Annotated in this window: 24 protein-coding genes; 18 read left to right on the plus strand and 6 right to left on the minus strand. The window is 72.6% G+C overall.

Annotated features, from left to right (window positions below; genetic code table 11):
* Window positions 1–15: 15 nt before the first annotated feature.
* From ACQB60_RS42795 to ACQB60_RS42820, 6 genes are all read left to right on the plus strand, one after another.
* Window positions 16–1,050 (plus strand): TOMM precursor leader peptide-binding protein, encoded by a 1,035-nt coding sequence (locus tag ACQB60_RS42795; RefSeq protein ID WP_496931504.1) that lies wholly within the window; start codon window positions 16–18, stop codon window positions 1,048–1,050.
* A complete protein-coding gene (locus ACQB60_RS42800; RefSeq protein WP_496931505.1) occupies window positions 1,050–2,378 on the plus strand; it encodes a YcaO-like family protein in 1,329 nt (442 codons plus the stop codon). Before ACQB60_RS42795 ends, ACQB60_RS42800 begins: the two co-directional genes overlap by 1 nt.
* A complete protein-coding gene (locus ACQB60_RS42805) occupies window positions 2,353–3,207 on the plus strand; it encodes a CPBP family intramembrane glutamic endopeptidase (RefSeq protein ID WP_496931506.1) in 855 nt (284 codons plus the stop codon). Before ACQB60_RS42800 ends, ACQB60_RS42805 begins: the two co-directional genes overlap by 26 nt.
* Window positions 3,204–4,082 (plus strand): CPBP family glutamic-type intramembrane protease, encoded by an 879-nt coding sequence (locus ACQB60_RS42810; protein WP_496931507.1) that lies wholly within the window; start codon window positions 3,204–3,206, stop codon window positions 4,080–4,082. Before ACQB60_RS42805 ends, ACQB60_RS42810 begins: the two co-directional genes overlap by 4 nt.
* The gene (locus ACQB60_RS42815) at window positions 4,079–5,149 is read left to right on the plus strand and encodes an LLM class flavin-dependent oxidoreductase (protein WP_496931508.1); all 1,071 of its coding nucleotides are present in this window, start codon (window positions 4,079–4,081) and stop codon (window positions 5,147–5,149) included. The genes ACQB60_RS42810 and ACQB60_RS42815 overlap by 4 nt, the downstream gene beginning before the upstream one ends.
* Before the next feature lie 104 nt (window positions 5,150–5,253).
* Entirely contained in the window at window positions 5,254–5,967 is a 714-nt protein-coding gene (locus tag ACQB60_RS42820; RefSeq protein WP_496931509.1) for a TetR/AcrR family transcriptional regulator, read from the plus strand.
* Window positions 5,968–5,995: 28 nt separating this feature from the next.
* Here the strand turns inward: ACQB60_RS42820 and ACQB60_RS42825 are convergent, their stop codons facing one another.
* Together ACQB60_RS42825 and ACQB60_RS42830 are read right to left on the minus strand one after the other, a co-directional pair.
* A complete protein-coding gene (locus tag ACQB60_RS42825) occupies window positions 5,996–6,160 on the minus strand; it encodes a hypothetical protein (RefSeq protein WP_496931510.1) in 165 nt (54 codons plus the stop codon).
* A 23-nt stretch (window positions 6,161–6,183) separates the two neighbouring features.
* Window positions 6,184–7,275, minus strand: coding sequence for a methyltransferase (locus tag ACQB60_RS42830; protein WP_496931511.1), 1,092 nt, complete (start codon window positions 7,273–7,275; stop codon window positions 6,184–6,186).
* Window positions 7,276–7,359: 84 nt separating this feature from the next.
* Here ACQB60_RS42830 and ACQB60_RS42835 point away from each other — a divergent pair, with 84 nt between their 5' ends.
* Window positions 7,360–7,809: a hypothetical protein gene (locus ACQB60_RS42835; RefSeq protein WP_496931512.1), complete on the plus strand. Its 450-nt coding sequence runs from the start codon at window positions 7,360–7,362 to the stop codon at window positions 7,807–7,809.
* Window positions 7,810–7,859: 50 nt separating this feature from the next.
* Here the strand turns inward: ACQB60_RS42835 and ACQB60_RS42840 are convergent, their stop codons facing one another.
* The gene (locus ACQB60_RS42840; RefSeq protein ID WP_496931513.1) at window positions 7,860–8,354 is read right to left on the minus strand and encodes an FBP domain-containing protein; all 495 of its coding nucleotides are present in this window, start codon (window positions 8,352–8,354) and stop codon (window positions 7,860–7,862) included.
* A gap of 71 nt (window positions 8,355–8,425) precedes the next feature.
* On the opposite strand from ACQB60_RS42840, the gene ACQB60_RS42845 reads away from it, so the two are divergent.
* From ACQB60_RS42845 to ACQB60_RS42870, 6 genes are all read left to right on the plus strand, one after another.
* Complete coding sequence (locus tag ACQB60_RS42845) at window positions 8,426–9,049, plus strand: TetR/AcrR family transcriptional regulator (protein WP_496931514.1); 624 nt, start codon at window positions 8,426–8,428, stop codon at window positions 9,047–9,049.
* A gap of 41 nt (window positions 9,050–9,090) precedes the next feature.
* Window positions 9,091–10,281 carry a GDSL-type esterase/lipase family protein gene (locus ACQB60_RS42850; RefSeq protein ID WP_496931515.1) on the plus strand — a complete coding sequence of 397 codons (1,191 nt, stop codon included), beginning with the start codon at window positions 9,091–9,093 and terminating at the stop codon, window positions 10,279–10,281.
* Window positions 10,282–10,315: 34 nt separating this feature from the next.
* Window positions 10,316–10,870: a cupin domain-containing protein gene (locus tag ACQB60_RS42855; RefSeq protein WP_496931516.1), complete on the plus strand. Its 555-nt coding sequence runs from the start codon at window positions 10,316–10,318 to the stop codon at window positions 10,868–10,870.
* A gap of 92 nt (window positions 10,871–10,962) precedes the next feature.
* Window positions 10,963–11,229, plus strand: a complete 267-nt coding sequence (locus ACQB60_RS42860; protein WP_496931517.1) for a DUF4235 domain-containing protein — start codon at window positions 10,963–10,965, stop codon at window positions 11,227–11,229.
* Window positions 11,230–11,385: 156 nt separating this feature from the next.
* On the plus strand, window positions 11,386–12,015 hold the full coding sequence (locus ACQB60_RS42865; RefSeq protein ID WP_496931518.1) for a TetR/AcrR family transcriptional regulator: 630 nt from the start codon (window positions 11,386–11,388) through the stop codon (window positions 12,013–12,015).
* An 83-nt stretch (window positions 12,016–12,098) separates the two neighbouring features.
* Window positions 12,099–13,319, plus strand: coding sequence for a cytochrome P450 (locus tag ACQB60_RS42870; protein WP_496931519.1), 1,221 nt, complete (start codon window positions 12,099–12,101; stop codon window positions 13,317–13,319).
* A gap of 27 nt (window positions 13,320–13,346) precedes the next feature.
* On the opposite strand, the gene ACQB60_RS42875 is transcribed toward ACQB60_RS42870, so the two are convergent.
* Complete coding sequence (locus ACQB60_RS42875) at window positions 13,347–14,279, minus strand: zinc-binding dehydrogenase (protein ID WP_496931520.1); 933 nt, start codon at window positions 14,277–14,279, stop codon at window positions 13,347–13,349.
* A 54-nt stretch (window positions 14,280–14,333) separates the two neighbouring features.
* Window positions 14,334–14,765 (minus strand): nuclear transport factor 2 family protein, encoded by a 432-nt coding sequence (locus ACQB60_RS42880; RefSeq protein ID WP_496931521.1) that lies wholly within the window; start codon window positions 14,763–14,765, stop codon window positions 14,334–14,336.
* 206 nt (window positions 14,766–14,971) lie between these two features.
* Here ACQB60_RS42880 and ACQB60_RS42885 point away from each other — a divergent pair, with 206 nt between their 5' ends.
* Entirely contained in the window at window positions 14,972–15,895 is a 924-nt protein-coding gene (locus ACQB60_RS42885; protein WP_496931522.1) for a LysR family transcriptional regulator, read from the plus strand.
* Between the two features lie 117 nt (window positions 15,896–16,012).
* A complete protein-coding gene (locus ACQB60_RS42890) occupies window positions 16,013–16,696 on the plus strand; it encodes a hypothetical protein (RefSeq protein ID WP_496931523.1) in 684 nt (227 codons plus the stop codon).
* Between the two features lie 8 nt (window positions 16,697–16,704).
* Here the strand turns inward: ACQB60_RS42890 and ACQB60_RS42895 are convergent, their stop codons facing one another.
* A complete protein-coding gene (locus ACQB60_RS42895; protein ID WP_496931524.1) occupies window positions 16,705–17,532 on the minus strand; it encodes an endonuclease I family protein in 828 nt (275 codons plus the stop codon).
* Between the two features lie 402 nt (window positions 17,533–17,934).
* Between ACQB60_RS42895 and ACQB60_RS42900 the strand changes: the two genes are divergently transcribed.
* The 3 genes from ACQB60_RS42900 to ACQB60_RS42910 all read left to right on the plus strand — a co-directional run bounded on the left by ACQB60_RS42900 (window position 17,935) and on the right by ACQB60_RS42910 (window position 19,716).
* Window positions 17,935–18,825, plus strand: coding sequence for an SGNH/GDSL hydrolase family protein (locus ACQB60_RS42900; RefSeq protein WP_496931525.1), 891 nt, complete (start codon window positions 17,935–17,937; stop codon window positions 18,823–18,825).
* Window positions 18,826–18,897: 72 nt separating this feature from the next.
* Window positions 18,898–19,095 carry a hypothetical protein gene (locus ACQB60_RS42905; RefSeq protein ID WP_496931526.1) on the plus strand — a complete coding sequence of 66 codons (198 nt, stop codon included), beginning with the start codon at window positions 18,898–18,900 and terminating at the stop codon, window positions 19,093–19,095.
* A 111-nt stretch (window positions 19,096–19,206) separates the two neighbouring features.
* Entirely contained in the window at window positions 19,207–19,716 is a 510-nt protein-coding gene (locus ACQB60_RS42910) for a luciferase domain-containing protein (protein WP_496931527.1), read from the plus strand.
* Window positions 19,717–19,766: the final 50 nt, after the last annotated feature.

Raw genomic sequence — 19,766 nt, forward strand, 5'->3', positions numbered from 1 at the left:
AGAGAGGCCCCACGCATGACAGACAACCGGCAGCCGCGCGTGCGCCGTTCGTTCTCCGTCGTCGGCCACAGCCCCGACGTCGTCGAACTGCGCACCGGGGTGTGGAACGCCAAGTCCTACACGCTCACCGACGACTCCCGCTCCGGCAAGCTCTTCAACCTCGTCAGCGGACTCGACGGCACGCTCTCGCGCCGCGACCTCGCCAAACGCGAAGGCGTGTCCCGCGTCGAGGTCGAGGCCCTCGTCGACCACCTCTACGGCCTCGACGCCATCGAGGAGGGCCCCGGCAACGCCCTGGACGCCTACCTCGACGGCATGGCCGCCCTCGGCGCCCGCCCCGAACAGCCCGTCGCCCGGGGCGTGATCCTGCTCGGCGACGGCGAACTCACCGAGCGCACCGCCGCGTTACTCCCGCCCGACGTCACCGGCGACACCCTCATACCCGGCCCCGACCACCCCGTACGGGCCCGCCTCGACGCCCTCGCACCGGCCGTCCTGCACGACGGACTCGCCTTCGGTGAAGCCGTGGAATTCCTCGCCCCCTGGCGCGGCCACTACCTCCTGCTCGCCGAGAAGACCATCGACCCGGTGCGCGCCCAGCTCCTCAACCGGCTCACCCGCGCCGCCGGGATCGACTGGACGTACGCGGCGATCGACGGGCCCTTCCTCTTCGTCGGACCCACCATGGTCGCCGGGCGCTCCGCCTGCTTCGAGTGCTTCGAGACCCGCGTCACCATGAACCTCCGCGAGAGCGCCGGATACCAGCGCTACAAGGCCGCGCTCGCCCGCTCCGCCGTGCACGCCGGCGAGCCGCCCGTCTACGGCCCCGTCCAGCAGCTGCTCTGCTCGCACCTCGCCCTCGAAGCCACCAACTACCTCAGCTGCGGCTCGACGTTCACCATCCAGAAGGTCCTCGGCTGCTATCTGCCGAGCATGGAGATCTCCTACCAGGAGGTCCTGCCGCTGCCCGGCTGCCCCGGCTGCGGCTCCGTGCCCGAACGGGACGACGAGACCCTCCACTTCGACCCGCGCTCGTGGCTGGAGGACTGATGCGCCTGACCCTCCACCAGGACGAGGACACCCGCGTCCACCGGCTGCGCCGCCGCATGCACAACCCGCTGTGCGGCATCACCACCTCGATGGGCTTCCTCACCCGCTACCCCGGCGGCCCCCGGCTCCTCGTCGGCACGGCCGACATGACCGGCGTCCACGTCCGCCAGGACCAGCCGCCGCCCAAGGCGGGCAGTTACCACATCGGCGGCTACGGCATCTTCCCGTTCGAGAGCCACATCCGCTCGCTGGCCGAGACCCTGGAGCGCTACTCCGGCTACGCCGCCGCGCTCGACGGCCACTTCGAGGAGCGGTACGCCTCGTACGACCAACTGGCCGCCGAGAACGAGCCGTTGCTGCCCCCGTCGGCCTTCCGGCTCTTCACCGACGAGCAGTACGAGCGCGACGGCTTCCCCTTCGACCGCTTCGACCCACAGGCCCCCTCCGGCTGGATCCGCGTGCCGTCCCTCACCGGCGGCGGCACCTGCTGGGTGCCCACGCAGCGCTTCCTCCTCGGGTACGTGCGCCGGCGCGAGGAGCCCTGGACGCTGCCCGCCGTCACCACGGGCACCGCGACGCACACCACCGCACCGGCCGCCCTGCGCGCGGCACTCGAGGAAGTCGTCCAGGTCGACGCGGCCATGGGCCACTGGTACGGCCGCACGGAGTCCGCGCTGATCCGGCCCGACGCCCGCACCCGGCACGTCGACCGCATCGTCGACACCTACTTCCCCGCGTCCGCGCCCCGCCCCGAGTTCCACGCCCTGCCCAGCCCCGACCTGCCCGGCTTCACCATCGCCTGCCTGCTGCGCCAGCCCGCCGGGCTCGTCCCCGAGGTCGCCATCGGCCTCGGCAGCGGCGCCTCGCTGGCCCGTGCCATGTACCGGGCGCTCCTCGAAGCGGCGGGCGTGCAGTGGCTCGCCGCCTGGGTCGCGGTCGAACAGTCCCAGGAGGGCACGCCCGACACCGGGGACATCTACGACCTGGAGGGCAACGTCGGCCTGTACGCGACGTCCAACGGCGCCCGCACGGTGGAGCGGCGCTTCGCCCACCACACCGAGACACCCGCCTCCGAGCTCCCACCCGACGACGACCGCCCGGTCAAGGAAGCGGTACGCGGCCTCGTCGACGCCTTCCAACACACCGGGAAACAGCTCTACTTCGCCGATCTGACCACCCGCGACCTGCGCGCCCTCGGCTTCCACGCGATGCGCGTCTGGTCGCCGGACACGGTCAGCCTGCCGCTGCCCAGCGCCGTGCCCGCCGCCCACCCGCGCTTCGCCGACTACGGGGGCTTCACCGATGACGTCCCTCATCCCTACCCCTGAGCTGCGCGCCACGGCGCTGGCCGCGCTGACGCTGTGCGCGTTCTCCGCCCTCGCGCTCGCCTCCCACCTGCACGTGCGCTTCTTCGACCACCGGGGGGTCCACACCCTCCAGGTGTACGCGGGGGTGCTCGGCGCCGTGACCGGGTTCGGCCTGCTCGTGCTCGGCCCCGCCGCGCTCGGGCGGGAGGCGGCGGTCTGGGGCCTGGTGGCGGGACCGGTCCTCGGCGCGGCGGCGGCTCCGCTGATCGCCACCGCCGACACGGCGATCACACGGCGGCTGGCCCGGCGCGCGTCCGCCCGGCCAACTCCCGCACGCACGACGGCAACAGCGCCTCGGACGCGGGCCACGCGGGCGGTGGGCGCGGCGGCGAAGCTCGCACGGGGAGCCGGGGGAGAGGCCCCCGCTCCGGCGGTGGAGCGGCGCTGGACGGCCAGCCGCCGCGACAGCGACGTGGCGCTGCCACTGGTGTGGCTGGTGACGGTCGGAGTCCTGGAGGAGTGTGTGTTCCGGGGCACGCTGACCGGCGTGGCGCTCCATCAACACGCGTGGCCGGTAAGGGCGTTGGTACTTCTCCTCGCCACCGCGGCCTTCGCCCTCTCGCACATCTTCTTCGGCTGGGCCCAGGTCGTCGCGAAGCTCCCGCTGTCGTGCGTGGCGCTCGCGCTGACGCTGGCGACGGGCACGGTCCTGGGCGCGGTGGTGGCGCACGCCCTGTTCAACGCGCGGATCTGGCGCTACCAGAACACGGTGCGGGCGGCGGCGCCACGACCGGGCGCTCCCGCGAGCGCTCCCGGCGCCAAGTCCCGCGTACAGAGGGCGGGTTCATGAGCAGTGTGGTGGCCGCGGCGGTGGTCCTGCTGGTGACGGCAGGGGCGTACGGGGCGCTGGCGCCCTGGCTCGCCCGGAGCGTCCCCGGCCGGTTCACGGCGGTGCCGCCCGCCCGGTCCCGATCGCTGGCCGGGGCCGCAGCCGGGGGCCTGGTGACGCTGACCGCCGCCCTGTGCGGCGCCCTGCCGTGGCACCCGCCCGCCCCGGACGGCACCACGGCGGCCCTCGTGCTCCTCGGACTCGCCCTGGGCTGCGGCGAGTTCGCGGCGGCGGCCTTCCTGTCGAGCGTGGTGGCGGACGCGGGGGCGGCGCTGCGGGGAACGCGGGTGGCGCGCGGGGCGGAGCGGGTCCTGGCTGCCGTGCGGCGCGCCGGGACGCGCGCCCGCGACGACGGCCGGCCTCGCACGGCTCCCCACCGAACCGCCCGCACCGCGACCCGTGCCACCGTCCTGCCGCCGCGCACCACCCGTCCCGCCTCGGCCGCCGGGCAGACCCACTGGCTCGCCCTCGCCCGGGGGCAGGCCGCCGAGGAGGCTCGGGCCAGGGTGGCGGGGCCCGGTGCCGCGTGGGGCGTGGCGGCCCTCGCGGTTGCCGTGGTCGCCGAAGAGGGCGCGTTCCGGGCGGGGTTGGTGAGCGCCCTCGCGGGGGCGGGCGCCGTGGCAGCTGTCGGGGTCGCGGTCCTCGCCCACGCCGCCGTGCAGGTGCGCGCCGTCCCGGACGGGCGGCGCACCGCCCCCGACGTCTGGCTGCCCGCCCTCCTCGTCCCCGCCGTGCACGCCGCCCTGTACTGGCGCACCGGAACCCTCACGCCGCTGCTCGCCGCCGACGCCGCCTATCTCGCGCTGCTCATCCCGACCGAGAGGAAACGATCGTGAAACACGGCATCTCGCTGCTCCCCGACTGCCGCCCCGCCACCCGCGGCGCGCGCGAGTACTACGAGGACGTGCTGCGGATCTCCCGGCTCGCGGACGAAGCGGGCCTCGACTACGTCAAGATGACCGAGCACTACCTGAAGGAATACGGCGGCTACTGTCCCAGCCCGCTGACCTTCCTCGCCGCCGTCGCCGCGCAGACCAGCCGGATCCGCCTCATGACCGGCTGCGTGCTGCCCGCCTTCCACCACCCCATCCAGCTCGCCGCGCACACCGCGATGGTCGACGCGCTCAGCGGCGGCCGCCTCGACGTGGGCTTCGCGCGGGCCTGGATGCCGTACGAGTTCGCGGCGTTCGGGGTGTCGATGGACGAGAGCCGCGACCGGTTCAACGACACCATCGCCGCGGTCCTGCGTCTGTGGACCGAGGAGAAGGTCTCCGAGGACAGCCCCTTCTTCTCGTTCCGGGACGCCACCTCGCTGCCCGCTCCCGTGCAGCGCCCGCACCCTCCCGTGTGGGGCGCCGCCGTCCGCTCCCGGCAGAGCTTCGCCTGGCTCGCCGAACAGGGCTTCGGGCTCCTGGTCACGCCCCCGCCCCGGCAGCAGGACCTCGCGGGCGTACGGGACTTGGTGGAGGTCTACCTCGACACCTTCGAGGACGTCCACGGCGACGCCCCCGACGCGCCCCGCCCCCGCGTCGCCGTCTCCATCCCGCTGTACGTGGCGGAGACCGACGACGAGGCGTACGCGACCGCCGACCCGCTGCTGCGCGAGTACCTGACCGTATGGGCGGAGGCCGCCGAGGCGTGGATGCACACGTCGTCGAAGGACTACCCCACGTACTCGCAGATGGCCCTGACGCTGCGCAACCTCGACATCGCCGACTTCCGCAGCCTCGGCACCGCCGTCGTCGGCTCCCCGGCGACCGTGCTCGAACGGGCCCGCCGGCTCCAGGAGTTCCTGTCCGTGGACACCTTCCTGTGGCAGGTGGACTTCGGCGGCCAGGACGGCCCGACGATGGAGCGCAGCTTCCGGCTCTTCGCGGACGAGGTGCTGCCGCACCTGCGATAGGTGACGGGACGGCAACAGGGGTGGCGGAGAGTTACTTTCCGCCACCCCGTTCCCCTAACATTATTAGGGAACCCGTACCGCACCCGCAGGAGGGAGTCGGCCGCATGCCCGCTCAGCGTGCCGCAAACTCGGCAAACCGCCAGCCACGGCCGTCCATCACGCTCGAAGCCGTCACGGCGGCAGCGCTGCGCACACTCCAGCGGGACGGGCTCGACTCCCTGTCCATGCGTCGCCTGGCCGACGAACTCTCCATCCAAGCGCCCTCCTTGTACTGGTATGTCCGGAACAAGGATGAGCTTCTGGACCTTCTGGCCGATGCTCTTCTGGCCGATCTGCGGCTTGACACACTCGTGCGGGACGACGGCGACTGGCAGCGGGAGCTGCGCGAGATGATGCAGGAGTACCGCAAGTACCTGCTCTCCAAGCGGGATTCGGGGCGCGTCCTCGCGGGGCGGCTCCAGCTCGGCCCGCACTTCCTGCACCACGCGGAGGTCATCCTCGGAGCGGTGCGCCGCGCGGGCTTCGGCGACCAGGACACGGCCGACTCGCTGTACTCCTTGACCCAGTACGTGCAGGGCTTCGTCCTCCATGAGACGTCGCCGCTCTCCGCCGACGTGGCGCGGGGCACGGACCCCATGGAGTTCCTGGAGGCCGCGCGCGACCGCCTGGCGCACCTCTCCGCGGAGGAGTACCCGAACGTGGTCGCGGTCGGCTCCCGCCTCGCCCGCCCCGACATCGAGGCCCGCTTCAACTACGGGCTCGACCGCTTGCTGGACGGGCTGCGGGTGCGCTTGGAGGAGGCCAACTCCCCGTCATAGACGGGGAGTTGGTGGTGCGTGGCGGAGCTCAGTCGTCCTGCTGTTGTTGCTGGCGCGCGTCGCGCTCCGCCTGCTCGCGCTCCTGGCGCTCGCGGTTGCGGGCCTGGTCCTCGTCCTGCTTCTTCTGGAGCACCCGCTGCCGGGCCCGGTTGCGGGCCCGCTCGACGGGGTCGCCCTTCCATGGTGCGCGCATGGTGAGACCTCCTGGTCGTCTTGTCAGTTGGGGGTGGAATCCGGGGTCGGGGGCGAGGCCGGGGCCGGAGCCGGGTGCGCGACGAGGACCGACTGCGGCGGGGTGGCGGGCAGTACGCGCTCAAGGGTGAATCCGGCCCGCTCGAGAAGGTCCCGCCACTCCTCCTCGCGGCGCTCGCGCCCGTCGTTGTCGGCGAGCATCTCGATGTCGATGAGCTTCGCCCAGTGGAAGCCGTTGCCCGGTGGCACGACGGCCTCGATGACGAAGAGGCGCGCGTCGTCGCGGCAGGCCGCGCGCACCTTGCGCAGCACGGCAAGCGCGGTGTCGTCGTCGAAGCAGTGCAGCATGTTCTTGATCAGATACGCGTCGCCGCCGCCCGGCACCTCGTCCGTGGCGTCCCCCGCCACGCACCGCACCCGCTCGGCGACCCCGAGCCGGGCAAGCCGCTCGCGGGCGAGCTCGATGACATGGGGCCGCTCCACCAGCACACCGCGGCTGTCCGGGGCGTGCGCGAGCAGCGTGCCGAGCAGCTCGCCGTCCCCGCCGCCGAGGTCGACGAGCGTGCCGTAGCCGCTGAAGTCGAGGGCGGTGACGAGCTCGGCCGCGAGCTCCGAGGTGAGCTCGCCCATGGCCGACTCGTACACGGAGCGGAACGCGACGTCCTTGTCGAGATGCTCGAACAGGGGCCTGCCATGGGCGACTTCGAAGGCCGTCCTGCCGCTGCGCACCGTCTCGGTGAGCTTCCCGAACGAGTCCCACATGGGGCCTTCGGTGAGCATGAGCACCCAGTTGCGGATCGGCGTCGTGGCGTCGCGCCGCAGACAGTCGGCCATGGGCGTGAGCCCGTACCGCCCGTCTTCCTGCTCCTCGAAGACGCCGACGCAGGCGGCGGCGCGCAGGCAGCGGTGCAGCGAGGGGGCGTGCGCGCCCACGGCGGCGGCGATGTCGGCCACCTGGCGCGGTCCGTCGGCGAGGACGTCGGCGACCCCGAGCGAGGCGAGCGCGGAGATGGGCTGGGCCGCCCACTTCGCCGCGGCGAGGGCCAGCACCCGCGCGTGCGGCGGATCGTAGGGCCCGCCGGGAAGGCCGATCGGAGCGGATGCCTCAGCGGTCACGTAACCCTCCTTCTAACAGTGTTAGATAGAAGTCAGGCTAACACCGCGCCCGGCCCGCCGGGAGGTTCGGCGACAATGACCCCCATGTCCCGCCCCGCCCGCTGCTGTGCGGCCCCCGCCCTCACCCTGCTGCTGACCCTGGCCCGCCGGGGCGCCCCGCACGGGGGTGCCGGGCACGGCTCGGTCTTCGACTACACGGCCCTGCTGGCGTGTTCGGCCTGCGGCGGGGGCGTGGTCGAGCACCACTCCCACGACTGCTGGGACGTGGCGGACCACGCCTCGTGGGACATGTACTGGTGGTGGCGCATCACCGCGGACGACATGCCCCTCGTCCATGAACTGGCCGCGGCCTGCCCGGTGTTGCCCGCCGAGGCCGCCTGCGCGTGCCCCGTCCACCGGGGCCTGGGGGAGGGGGCGCCGCCGGGGATCGCGGCGCCGGTGGAGACGCGGTCCGAACCGGCGCCGGTGCCGCGGGCCCGGGTGCGGCTGGCGGACGGAGTGGCGCGCTGGGCCGAGGGGGCCCCGGGGGCTTGACCGTCGAGGAGAGCCTCGGGGTCTGACGTGTCGCGCCGAGCTCTCGGCTCTCAGGCCGTGACCTTCGCGACGAACGCCGCGACGTTCGTCACCGTCCGCTCGATCTTCTCCTCCAGGGTCAGCGTCTCGTGCAGCCGCGCCCCCGAGCCCGCGTCCCGCAGGCCCCGCACATAGAGGGAGCAGGCGAGGTCGCTGCAGATGTACGCGCCCACCGAGTTGCCCTGTTTGCCGGCCTTCCCGGCCTTCGGGGCGACCAGCAGCGAGACGCCGCCGGACTGGGTGGTCAGGCACATCGAGCACATGCTGCGGCGTGCCTGCATCCAGGAGCCGGAGGCGGAGCCGCGCATGGTGAGGCCCTGCAGGCGGCCGTCCAGCTCGATGACGAGGTAGGCACGGTCCGGCGCCTGGGGATCTCGCCAGCCCAGATAGTCCAGGTCGTCCCATGGCCGCTCGCCCAGGTCGCGGGGCACATTGAGGCGCTTGGCCTCGCCCTTGCTGCAGTTCACGAACGCGGCACGGATCTCTTGCTCGGTCAGTGGCTTCATAAACCTGAGGCTAAGTTGCCTAAAGCTTTTAGGCAAATGCATAATGGGTGCAGCTGAAGGTGAGGATGCTTATGGTGCGCGTAGGGCTGAGTGCGGAACGCCTGACCCGGGCGGGCGCGGAGCTGGCCGACGAGGTCGGCTTCGACCGGGTGACCGTCTCGGAGCTGGCGAGGCGGTTCGACGTGAAGGTCGCGAGTCTGTACTCGCACGTCAAGAACTCCCAGGACCTCAAGACGAGGATCACCCTGCTCGCCCTGGAGGAGCTCGCCGAGCTGGGCTCCGCCGCGCTCGCCGGACGGGCCGGGAAGGACGCCCTGGCCGCCCTCGGGAACGTCTACCGCGACTACGCGAAGGAGCACCCCGGCCGGTACGCGGCCACGCAGCTGCGGCTCGACACGGAGACGGCGCTCGCCAGCGCGGGCCCGCGGCACTCCCGGATGACGCGGGCGATCCTGCGCGGCTACGACCTGGACGAGCCGGACCAGACCCACGCCGTTCGCCTCCTCGGCAGCGTCTTCCACGGTTACATCAGCCAGGAGCTGGGCGGCAGCTTCGACCACAGTGCCCCGGACACGCAGGAGACCTGGGAGCGCATCGTGGACGTCCTGGACGCGATGTTGCGCAACTGGCCCGCACCGGCTGCCCAGTCCAGTCGGGCCGGTAAATCCAGTCAGTCCACCCGGACCGTCAAGTAGCGCAGTATCCGTACACGTTGATCAAGAGGTTGAGGCAGTCCATGAGCGCCCGTCACGGCTGGACCACCACCCCCGTCACCGCCGCCTTCCTCCGCGGCGCCCTCGACGTCGAGCCCACCGAGCTCGGCGTGCTCCCGCACCGGCTCCCCGCCCGGGCCCGCGCCCAGAACACCGACGCCCAACTGGCCATGGTCGAGAGCCACCCCTCGGGCGTACGGCTCGCGTTCCGCACCCGGGCCACCGCCGTCGAGCTGGACGTGCTGCGCACGAGACTCGCCTACGTAGGTGTCCCGCCGCGCCCCGACGGTGTCTACGACCTGCTGGTCGACGGCCGGCTCGTGGCGCAGGCCGGTGCGGACGGCGGCCACACCATCACCGTCGACATGGCCGCGGGCGGCGCCGAGCGCACGCCGGGCCCGCCCGGCACCGTCCGGTTCACCGGCCTCCCGGAGGTGGCGGGCGACGGCCTCAAGACCGTCGAGATCTGGCTGCCGTACAACGAGACCACCGAACTCATCGCGCTGCGCACCGACGCCCCTGTGGAGCCCGCCCCCGACCCGGGCCGACCGGTGTGGCTACACCACGGCAGCTCGATCAGCCACGGCTCCGACGCCGCGAGCCCCACCGCCACCTGGCCCGCGCACGCCGCCGCCCTCGGTGGTGTGGAGCTGGTCAACCTGGGCCTCGGCGGCAGCGCCGTGCTCGACCCGTTCACCGCGCGCGCCCTGCGGGACACCCCCGCCGACGTGATCAGCGTCAAGCTCGGCATCAATGTGGTCAACCTCGACGCGATGCGGCTGCGCGCCTTCGGCCCGGCCGTCCACGGCTTCCTCGACACGATCCGCGAGGGCCACCCCACCGCACCCCTCCTGGTCGTCTCGCCCATCCTCTGCCCCATCCACGAGGACACCCCCGGCCCCACGGCCCTGGACCTCAGCACGCTCGGCACCGAGCACGTGAAGTTCCGGGCGACGGGCGACCCGGCCGAAGCCGCCTACGGGAAGCTGACGTTGAGCGTCATCCGGGACGAGCTGGCCCGGATCGTGGCCCAGCGCGCCGAGGACGACCCGCACCTGCACTACCTGGACGGCCGCGACCTCTACGGCCCGGACGACGTCGCCGAGCTCCCGCTGCCGGACGCGCTCCACCCGGACGCCGCCACCCACCGCCGTATCGGTGAGCGATTCGCCAAGGCCGCCTTCGACAACGGCCTTATCCTTCCGGTGGCTTGAGGAGAAGCGGATATGTGAGGAGGAGTGGTCGAACGTGCACGAGTCCCCCCGGGTGCTGCTGCTGGCCGCACGGGCCGCGGAGCTCGCCGACCCCGCCGGGCAGGCGCGGGGCGGCGCGCTGTGGCGACTGCTCGACCGGGGCAGACAGCTCGACGCCAACGTCCTGCGGCTGCCGCCGGGCGCCTCGGTGGCCGAGCACGTCGAGTACGACGTGGATGTGATCCTGGTCGTGGCCGAGGGCGGCGGGCACCTCGACGACGGCACGCGGCGGCGGGAGTTGACCCCCGGCACCGTGGTGTGGCTGCCGAGGACGGCGCGCCGCGCCCTGTCCGCCGGGCCGCACGGCCTGACGTACGTCTCCGTCCATCAGCGCCGCGCGGGCATGGCCATCGGCGGCCCGCTCACCGCCACCGCCACCGCCATCGCCACCGGGGCCGCGGCCTCCGCCGGCGGCATCGTCGGTGAAGGCGGCGAACCGGCCTGCGCCCTGAACCGGGTCTGCCCGGCCTGCGGCCGCCTGGGCACCGAGGCGGGCACCCGCTACTGCGGCTGGTGCGGCGAGGAACTGCCGGGTTCCGCCGCCCCGTAGCCTCCCGCGCCTCCCCCTCGCGGCGCCGCGTGACCCGCTCCCGACGGGGTACTCACGACGGGACGTTGACCCGCTGGCGAAGGGAGGAGCCGGTGAAGGCAGTGAAGATCGCGTACAAGCCGGTCGGCATGGCGTTCGGGGCGCTGAGCGGCGTCCTCGCGGGCGCCGCGTTCAAGAAGGTGTGGAGGACCCTCGGGCACGAGGACGACGCGCCCGACGCCACCGACGAGGGCCGCACCTGGCGTGAGGTGCTGCTCGCCGCCACGTTGCAAGGTGCGATCTTCGCGGGGGTCAAGGCCGCCGTCGACCGTGCGGGCGCCGCCACGACGCACCGTCTCACCGGGACATGGCCGGGCTGACGGCGAAGGGGGCCGCCGCCTGGGAGAGGGGTCCGAGGCGGTGGCCCGTCGGCGGCCTTGGCTGCGCAGGGACTTGACGGCTCGTCAGTTCAGTGGGTTCCTCTCTTATATCGGCTCACCGATATAAGTGCACACCGCAGCCGCCCAGGGAGACCCGTGCCCAGACCCACCCAGGCCCAGCGCAAGTCCGAGACCCGCACCCGGCTCATCGACGCCGCCGCCGAGCTCTTCGCCAAGAAGGGGTTCCACGCGGTCTCCGCCGAGGCCCTCGCCGACGCCGCCGGGCGCACCACGGGCGCGCTCTACAGCCACTTCGGCGGCAAGGAAGGGCTGTTGCTCGCCCTGCTCGACGTATGGAAGGAGCGCACCGCCGAGCAGCTGGCGGGCGAGCTGCACCAAGTGGCCGACCCGGGCGCGCACTTCGCGGCGATGTGGCGCAGCGTCACCCAGCCCGCCGCCGACGACCGCGGCGACTCCTGGCTGCTCCTGGAGACCGAGCTGTGGCTGTACGGGGCCCGGGACCCGCTCGTCGGCACACCGCTCGCCCGGCGCTACACGGAGATACGGGCACAGCTCGGCGAGGGCCTCGCCGACTGGGCCGAGGCCACCGGCACCACGCTCCCGCACCCGCCCGAGGAGACCGGCGCCCTCGTGCTCGGCGTCCTGCTCGGCTGTGCGCTCCAGCACCGGCTCGAACCCACCGCCGTACCCGAGGAGTTGGTCGTGAACGGGCTCAGCGGTCTCCTCGGACTCACGCCCGGCCGAAGGACCGGACACCCCCGATAGACCGGACACCCCCGATAGGCCGACCACTCCCGCAAGACCGCCCGCCCGCGAAAGGCCGACCCTCGTCGAAAGGCCGACCCCTCATGAGCGCTGTCCCCACCCTCGACTCCATCGACCTCCTCGAAGACACCTGGGCGCAGGCGGTGCCGCACGAGCAGTTCGCGCTGCTGCGCCGCGAGGACCCGGTGCACTGGCACGAACTCCCGGACGGCGAGGGCTTCTTCGCCGTCACCCGGCACGCGGACATCGTCGCCCTGAGCCGGGACCCGGAGCTGTGGTCCGTGCAGCTCGGCTCGTTCTTCATCCGCGACCAGGCACCCGAGGCCCTGGAGAGCCTCGGCCTGACCCTGATCGGGATGGACCCGCCCAAGCACACCCGCTACCGGCGGCTGGTCAGCACCGCGTTCGCGCCGCGCATGGTCGCCAAGCTGCTCGACGACATCGAGCGGCGGGCCGCGCTGCTCGCCGACTCCGTGGAGCCGGGCGCCGCCGTCGACTTCGTGGAGCGGCTCGCGGCCCGGCTGCCGCTGCAGGTCATCTGCGAGATGATCGGCGTGCCCGCCGCCGACGAGGACCGCATCTTCGACTGGAGCAACCGGATGGTGGGCTTCCAGGACCCGGACTTCCGCACCAGCGAGGAGGACGGCCAGACCGCGGCCGCCGAGATCTACCTCTACTGCGACGAACTCGCCGCCGCCCGCGCCAAGGACCCCCGCCACGACGTGATGAGCGCCCTGGTGCACGGCGAGGTGGACGGCGAGCGGCTGTCCACGCACGAGATCAACATGTTCTTCGTGACCCTGTGCGTCGCGGGCAACGAGACCACCCGGAACCTGCTCGCAGGCACCCTCCGCACTCTCATCGAGCACCCTGATGCCCTCGCCGAGCTCCGCGCCGGCATCGACGACGACGCGCTGTGGACCTCCGCCACCGAGGAGTTCCTGCGCTGGAACGGCTCCATCCACAACTTCCGCCGCACCGCGACCCGCGGCACGGAGATACGCGGCGTACCGATCCGCGCGGGCCAGAAGGCCGTCCTCTTCTACACCTCGGCCAACCGCGACGAAGATGTCTTCGCCCACCCCGGCACGCTCGACCTGCGCCGCACACCGAACGACCACCTCACGTTCGGCGGCGGCGGTCCGCACTTCTGTCTGGGTGCCAACCTCGCCCGCAGCCAGATCAAGGCGCTGATCCGCGCCCTCGTCCGGCGCTACCCGAGGATCGAACCGGCGGGCGAGGCACGGCGCATGCGCTCGGACTTCATCAACGGGGTCAAGTACCTGCCCGTGCGCTTCAGTTGACGTCGGTGCAGTGCCGGTGGCTCCGGTTCACCCCACCGTCAGGACCGCGTTCCCGCGCACCCTGCGCCCGCGCAGCTCGCCGATGACCTCGGCGGTGCGGCTCCAGTCCCGGACCGTGCCGATCTCGGGGTGGAGGCGGCCGGTGGCGACGAGCCGCACCAGGGCGGCGAGGTCGTCGCCGTCCGTCGCCTCGGACCGGGTGTAGTCGAAGTGCGTGATCCGCGCCTGGTCCGGCCCCTTGAAGAAGTCGAAGAAGTCCAGCGTCACCGGGGTGCGGCTCGCCTGCCCGAACCACACGAGCAGCCCGCCCGCGGCGAGCCGGGCGAGCGCCGCCGGGAGCGAGGCGCCGCCGACCGACTCCAGCACCACGTCGTACGGGCCTTCGGCCTCCTCGACCGACGTCACCAGGCCGACCGCCCCCAACTCCACCAGCCGCGCACCTCGTTGCGCGCTGGCGCTCACCACCGTCACGGCCGCTCCGGACGCGGCGGCCAGCTCGGTGACGTAGTGGCCGACGCCGCCGCTCGCCCCCGTGATCAGGACGCGCCGCCCCGCCACGGGCCCCGCCGCGCGCAGCAGCCGCAGCGCCGTGATCCCGGCGAGGGGGAGCGCGGCGGCCGTCACCGCGTCGACGCTGTCCGGGAGTTCGGCCACGGCGCCGGTCGGCACGGCGACGCGCTCGGCCCAGCCGTACGCGGGCGGGTGGGCGACGACGCGGGTGCCCTCGGCGGGGCCGGTGCCGTCGGCGGCAGCCCGTACGACCGTGCCCGCGACGTCCTTGCCGGGGCGCCAGCCGGGCCAGGTCCGGTCGAGCTGCCCGTCGAGCTGAAAGGTCTCGCCCCGGTTGACGGAGTACGCCTCGACGGCGAGCACCAACTCGTCCTGCTGGGGCTCGGGTTCGGGGGCCTCGCCGAGGACGACGGGCTTGTCGGGGTCGGTGCCGGGGAGCAGGGCGTGCATGGCGGGCGGTCCTTTCAGGGGAGCGGGGAGGGGACGTACGACGGGTCGGGGGGCTCAGGCGAAGACGACCTGCTGGGCGTGGAGGGTGTCGAAGTGCTCCCGTACGTCCGCGATCCGGCCGTCGCGGACCGTGAAGACGGCCAGGCAGTGCTGGTCGTAGCGGCCGCCGGAGCGGGCCAGGGCGCGGGTGTTCCACTGGGCGAGCACCCGCTCGCCCTCCCCGATGAGACCGTGGAACTCGAACTCCACGGTCTCCGGGACCAGTCGGGACACCATCGCGGGCACGAACTCGCCGAGGATCTCGTCCGGCCCGGTCCAGGTTCCCGACACGGGCAGGTCGCCGGCGAGCGTCCAGGTCGTCTCCGGGGTGAAGAACTCCCGCAGCGCCTCGACGTCGCCCGCCATGAGGGTGTCCATGTAGCGCTGCACGACGGCCTTGCTCGACTGGGTCACGGTGGTCAGCTCGGTGAGGGGGTGCGTGGTCATGGTGCGGCCTGCTCTCGTCTCTCGAAGGTCTGTCGTGGGTCTGTCGTGGGTCTGCCGTTGGTCCGTTGCCGGGGCTGGTCCCGCGGGCGTTCCGGCGACTTCTGAACCGTAGGGACGGGAGCCGGGGCGAGGGAAAGACCTGTTGCGGATCGGCCCATATCGGGGCGGCATCAACGCAGGTCAGGACGGGTCGTATGCTCCCCGGCATGTCTGAACTGCGTCGCCTCCGGTACTTCCTCGCGGTCGCCGCGGAGCGGAACTTCACCCGCGCCGCCGAGCGGCTGCACATCGCGCAGCCCGCGCTCAGCCGCCAGATACGCCAGCTGGAACAGGAGTTGGGGGTCAGGCTCCTGGACCGCACCACCCAGTCCGTCGAGCCCACCGAGGCCGGGCGCGTCCTGATGGAGCGCGGCGCGGCGCTGTGCGAGGAGGCGGACCGGCTGTGGCGGGACATCCGCGGCTTCGCCGAGGGCGAGCACGGCACCCTGTCCTTCGGCTACAGCGCGAGCACCGGTTACGAGACGGCCCCCGCGCTCCTGGCCGCGCTGGCCGAGCGCCACCCGGGCCTCACCACGACGACGCGGCTGCTGCCCACGGCCGAGATCGTCGCGGCGGTGGCCGACGGGACGCTCGACGCGGGCCTGGTGCGCTGCCCGCCGCCCACCCCTCAACTCGTACGCACGCTGGTCAGGCTGGAGCCGCAGGGCGTCCTGCTCCGCGCCGACCACCCGCTCGCGCAGAGCGGGTCGGCCGTCGACGTGACCGCGCTCGCCGGGGAGACGCTGCTCGTGCACCCGCGCGCGGAGAACCCCGGCCACTACGACGCGATCATGGGCATCTTCGAACAGGCGGGCATCGCCCCGAGCCTGCGCCTGCGCCAGCTCTCCTTCGACGCCGCGCACACGCCCGTGGCGAGCGGCCGGGCGGTGACGGTCGTCGGCCAGTCCGCCGTCCCGAGCCTCCCGGCGGGCCTGGCCTGGCGCCCCCTGACCCCGGCGGCCACGATCGAACTCCACCTGCTCACCCGGGGCGCCACCGGCCGTGCCGCGGTCACCCGCCTGCTGCGGGTGGCGGGGGAGACGGCGCGGGCCGGGGGGTGGCTGCGGTCACCGGGGGCGCGCACCCCCTGAACCAACGTGCGCAATGCCTGGGTCAAGGTGTTGCATTGCTTGATCAAAGCGTTGAATTCCTGGGCTAATGTGCGCTCTGACCTGGGGTGATGGCATTTCAATGGGGGATCGATCTGCGTGGGCGCGATTCTGTTCAACGTCACGACGGCGGCGCTGCTGGTGCTGATGTTCAAGGGCGGCCTGGCGCTGGTCGGTGAGGACACCGTGCGCCGGCGGCCGGTCCCCTGGGTGGCCGTGGGCCTCGCGGCCGTCGCGATCGGCGGGGTGGTGCTCCAGCACACCTGGTCCGGGGCGATGGACGCGCTCGACGCCGATCCGGGGAGGTCCGGGTGGTGGCGCGTGGTCACCTCGGTCTTCATGCAGAACGGGGGCTTCCTCGGCGCCGCCTGGAACCTGGCGACGCTCGCCGTGATCGCCGCCCTCGCGCAGTGGTTCTGGCGCGGCCCGCTGACGCTGGTGCTGTTCGCCGCGGGGATCCTGCTGCCCGAGCGGATCGACGCGCTGTTCGGCGAGACCTCCCACAGCACCGACCCGCGCAATTTCGCGGGCAGTTCGGGCGCGACGTACTTCCTGGCCGCGACGCTCGCCGGGGCTCTCCTGCTGACCACCCGGGACACCAAGGAGCGGCTGCTGGCGGCGGCCGTGCCCGCGCTCGGCCTCGTCATGTGGCTGGCGCAGGACAACGGCCATGGCCTGGTGGCCTGTTACGGGTTCCTGCTCGGCGCGGCCGTGCTGCCCCTGGCCCGCAGGGTGTCCCGCTCGTTCCGGGAGCCGGAGCGAGCGGGACGGGCAGCGAGGTAGGGGCTCCGCTACCAGATCGACTCGACCCACTCCGGGTGGTCGATGAACGGGTTGCGGTTGTGCTGGAACTTGTCGTAGATGACCTGGTTCCGGTTCTTCTCGAAGGCGTCCGGCGGGTCCTCGTCGCTCCACTGCTTCAGGACGGAGAGGCGGCCGATGGCGGGGGCGCTGCCGTTGTCGACCTTGTCGTTGGGCTCCAGGTCGGGGAAGCCGTCGTCGCCGTCGTAGCGGACCGCCATGTAGAGGATCATGCGGGCGACGTCGCCCTTGACGGCGTCGCGGGGCTCGAAGGAGTCGGAGTCCGTGAGGCTGCCGGGGGCCTCGTCGACGGGGCTGCCGCCGTTGTCGAAGTCCTTGTTGCCGCGCGTGCTGTTGACCGTGACGTCCTCGGGGCGCAGGTGGTGGACGTCCGTGCCGGGGCCGGTCGCGGTGCCGAAGTCGCCGTGGGACTTGGCCCAGACGTGCTCGCGGTTCCAGTCGTTCGCGTCGCCGCCGTTGCTGTCCTTGCTCTGTGAGCGCCCGCTGTAGAGCAGGATCACGTTCGCGCTGTTGCCGGGGTCCTGGTCGGTGACCTTCAGGGCGTCCCAGACCTGGTCGTACGAGAGCTTCGTCTGCTTGCTGATGATGGTGTGCAGGGCGCTCTTGAGGGCCGGTCCGGTCTTGCCCTCGGCGTCCTTGTAGTAGTCGTCGACCGCGCTCGTGGACCCGGAGGCCGCGGTGGTGGTCGTGGCGTCCGCGGCGGCCGGGACGGTGAGGCCGACGAGGACCGCGGCGGCCGTCAGGGCCAGCGGCTTCCAGTGCCGGGTGCGGGGGCGTCGTATGTGGGAGTCGGGCATGTGGGGGGAGTCCTTTCCCGGGCGGTACTCGCGCACGGCGACCGGTGGGGCCCAAGGAACGGGCGGTCTACGCGAGTTGACTGCTTCGACACCGGGAGGGTGCCACGGGTGGCCGCGTCACCGTATGAACGTCGTGGGTCGAACCTGTGGCGATGTCGTGGACATGAGGAAGTTGTGACCGTCTGCGCGAAGGCGGCTGCACGCCTATTGACGCGTATTCAAACCTGTCAGTAACTTCAACGCTGCACCACTTAACTCCCAGGTAACAAAAGGGGAGTTGAGCTCGCGATGCCGCACCCGGCACTTCCCCCCACCCTTCCCTGACGAGTCACCCATGCCGCCGCCGTACGGCGCTGCGCCATGCCCTCGTGCCCCCGCACGTCGGATTCAAAGGAGAATCGGATGCCGATCCGCGTACGTGCCAGAAGCCTCGCGGCCCTCGTCGCCGCGGCGGGAACCGCGGCCCTCGGTCTCGCCGCACCGACCCCCGCCGCGGCCGTCCCCCGTCCCACCGCCGACGGGCTCTCCTACGTCGCCATGGGCGACAGCTACAGCGCGGGCTCCGGCGTCCTGCCGCTGGACCCCGCCGCGCCCCTCCTGTGCGCCCGCGCCGCCGCCAACTACCCCCACGTCATCGCCCGGCGAACCGGCGCCGAGCTCACCGACGTGACCTGCGGCGGCGCCCAGACCAAGGACTTCGCCGGGTCGCAGTACCCCGGCGTCGCCCCGCAGCTCGACGCGCTCGGCAAGGGCACCGATCTGGTCACGATGACGATCGGCGGCAACGACAACAACACCTTCATCAGCGCGATCCTCGCCTGCGGCTCGGCGGGCATCCTCACGGGCGGCAAGGGCAGCCCGTGCAAGGACCTCTACAAGGACTCCTTCACCGAGAAGGTCGACACCGTCACGTACCCGGCGGTCAAGCAGGCGCTCGCCGCGGTGAAGGCCAAGTCGCCCGGCGCGCAGGTGGCGATCCTCGGCTACCCGTGGATCCTGCCCGCGCAGGCCGCCCCGGGCTGCTTCGCGAAGATGCCGGTGGCCACGGGCGACGTGCCCTATCTCCGGGACCTGCAGACCCACTTGAACAAGGCGGTGCAGCGCGCGGCGTCCGAGACCGGTGCCACCTACGTCGACCTGTCCGGCGTCTCCGAGGGGCACGACGCCTGTCAGCCCGCGGGCACCCGCTGGATCGAGCCCGTCCTCTTCGGCACGAACATCGTCCCCGTGCACCCCAACGCCCTGGGGGAGTCCAAGATGGCCGAACAGGCGATCGACGCGCTGCATCTGTGATGATCACTGTCACGGACGGCGGCCGAGACCGGACGCCGCGAGAGACAGAGAGAAGAACGGGGGCGGTCGGGCATGGCGATCGTGGTGCTCATCGGTGTGCTGGTGCTCGTGGTGGCGGGCCTGGCTGTGGGGATGTGGGGAGAGCGCGGCGGGCCCCGGTGGGCGCGCGGCGTCGGCGCGGTGGCGGTCGCAATCGGAGAGGCCGCCAGGAAGTCGGCGAAGAGGAACCGGAGGACGGGTGGCAGCAACAACAGCGGCGACTCCATCTGAGCTGCCTCCTGGCAGCTGAACTCCCCTCCCCGGCCGCCCGTTTCGCCGCCGTGGCGAAGGGGAGGGTTGAGAGGGGTGTCCAGCGGGTGAAGGGTGCGCAAGGATGGGGTTATGACCGCGGTCCATCGCGCCATGGCCCAGCTGGAGTCCTGGCCGAACTTGGTAAGTGGTCCGCCTAGGTGTGCGATCGGGCACGGCATCGCCACGGCGGACCACGACATCGTTCACTTCCACTCCGAGGACGCCGCCGACGTGTGCCTCACCCGGGGTGGCGTGGAGCGGATCCTGCCCCAGCTGCGGCACAGCAGCGCGATCCGGGTGATGCCCGGCGCTGCCTGGGTGACGGTGCTGCTCGACTGCGACACCGACATCGACCTGCTCCTGTGCCTGGTCAGCCTCGCCCTGAAGGAGAACGCCCGGGAGTGCGGAGCCAGACCGGACCCGCCCTGCGCCTGGGAGCGGCCGGGACGAGCGGTGCCGTGTGCGGCGGGCGAGGCGACGGGCACCGGGGGCGCGGCGGACGGAGCGGATCGGACCCCGCCGCACGGGACGCACGGCATGCTCCCGAGCGCACGGCGCGCGGTCGGCAGACTGATGCACCACGGGCGCCGGGCGAGCTGACGCACGGCAGCCGCCCGGCGCCCGCAACTCCCGTCGCCGTGCGCGCTCTT

Source organism: Streptomyces odontotermitis (assembly GCF_050510915.1).
In the GTDB taxonomy this organism is placed as follows: Bacteria; Actinomycetota; Actinomycetes; order Streptomycetales; family Streptomycetaceae; genus Streptomyces.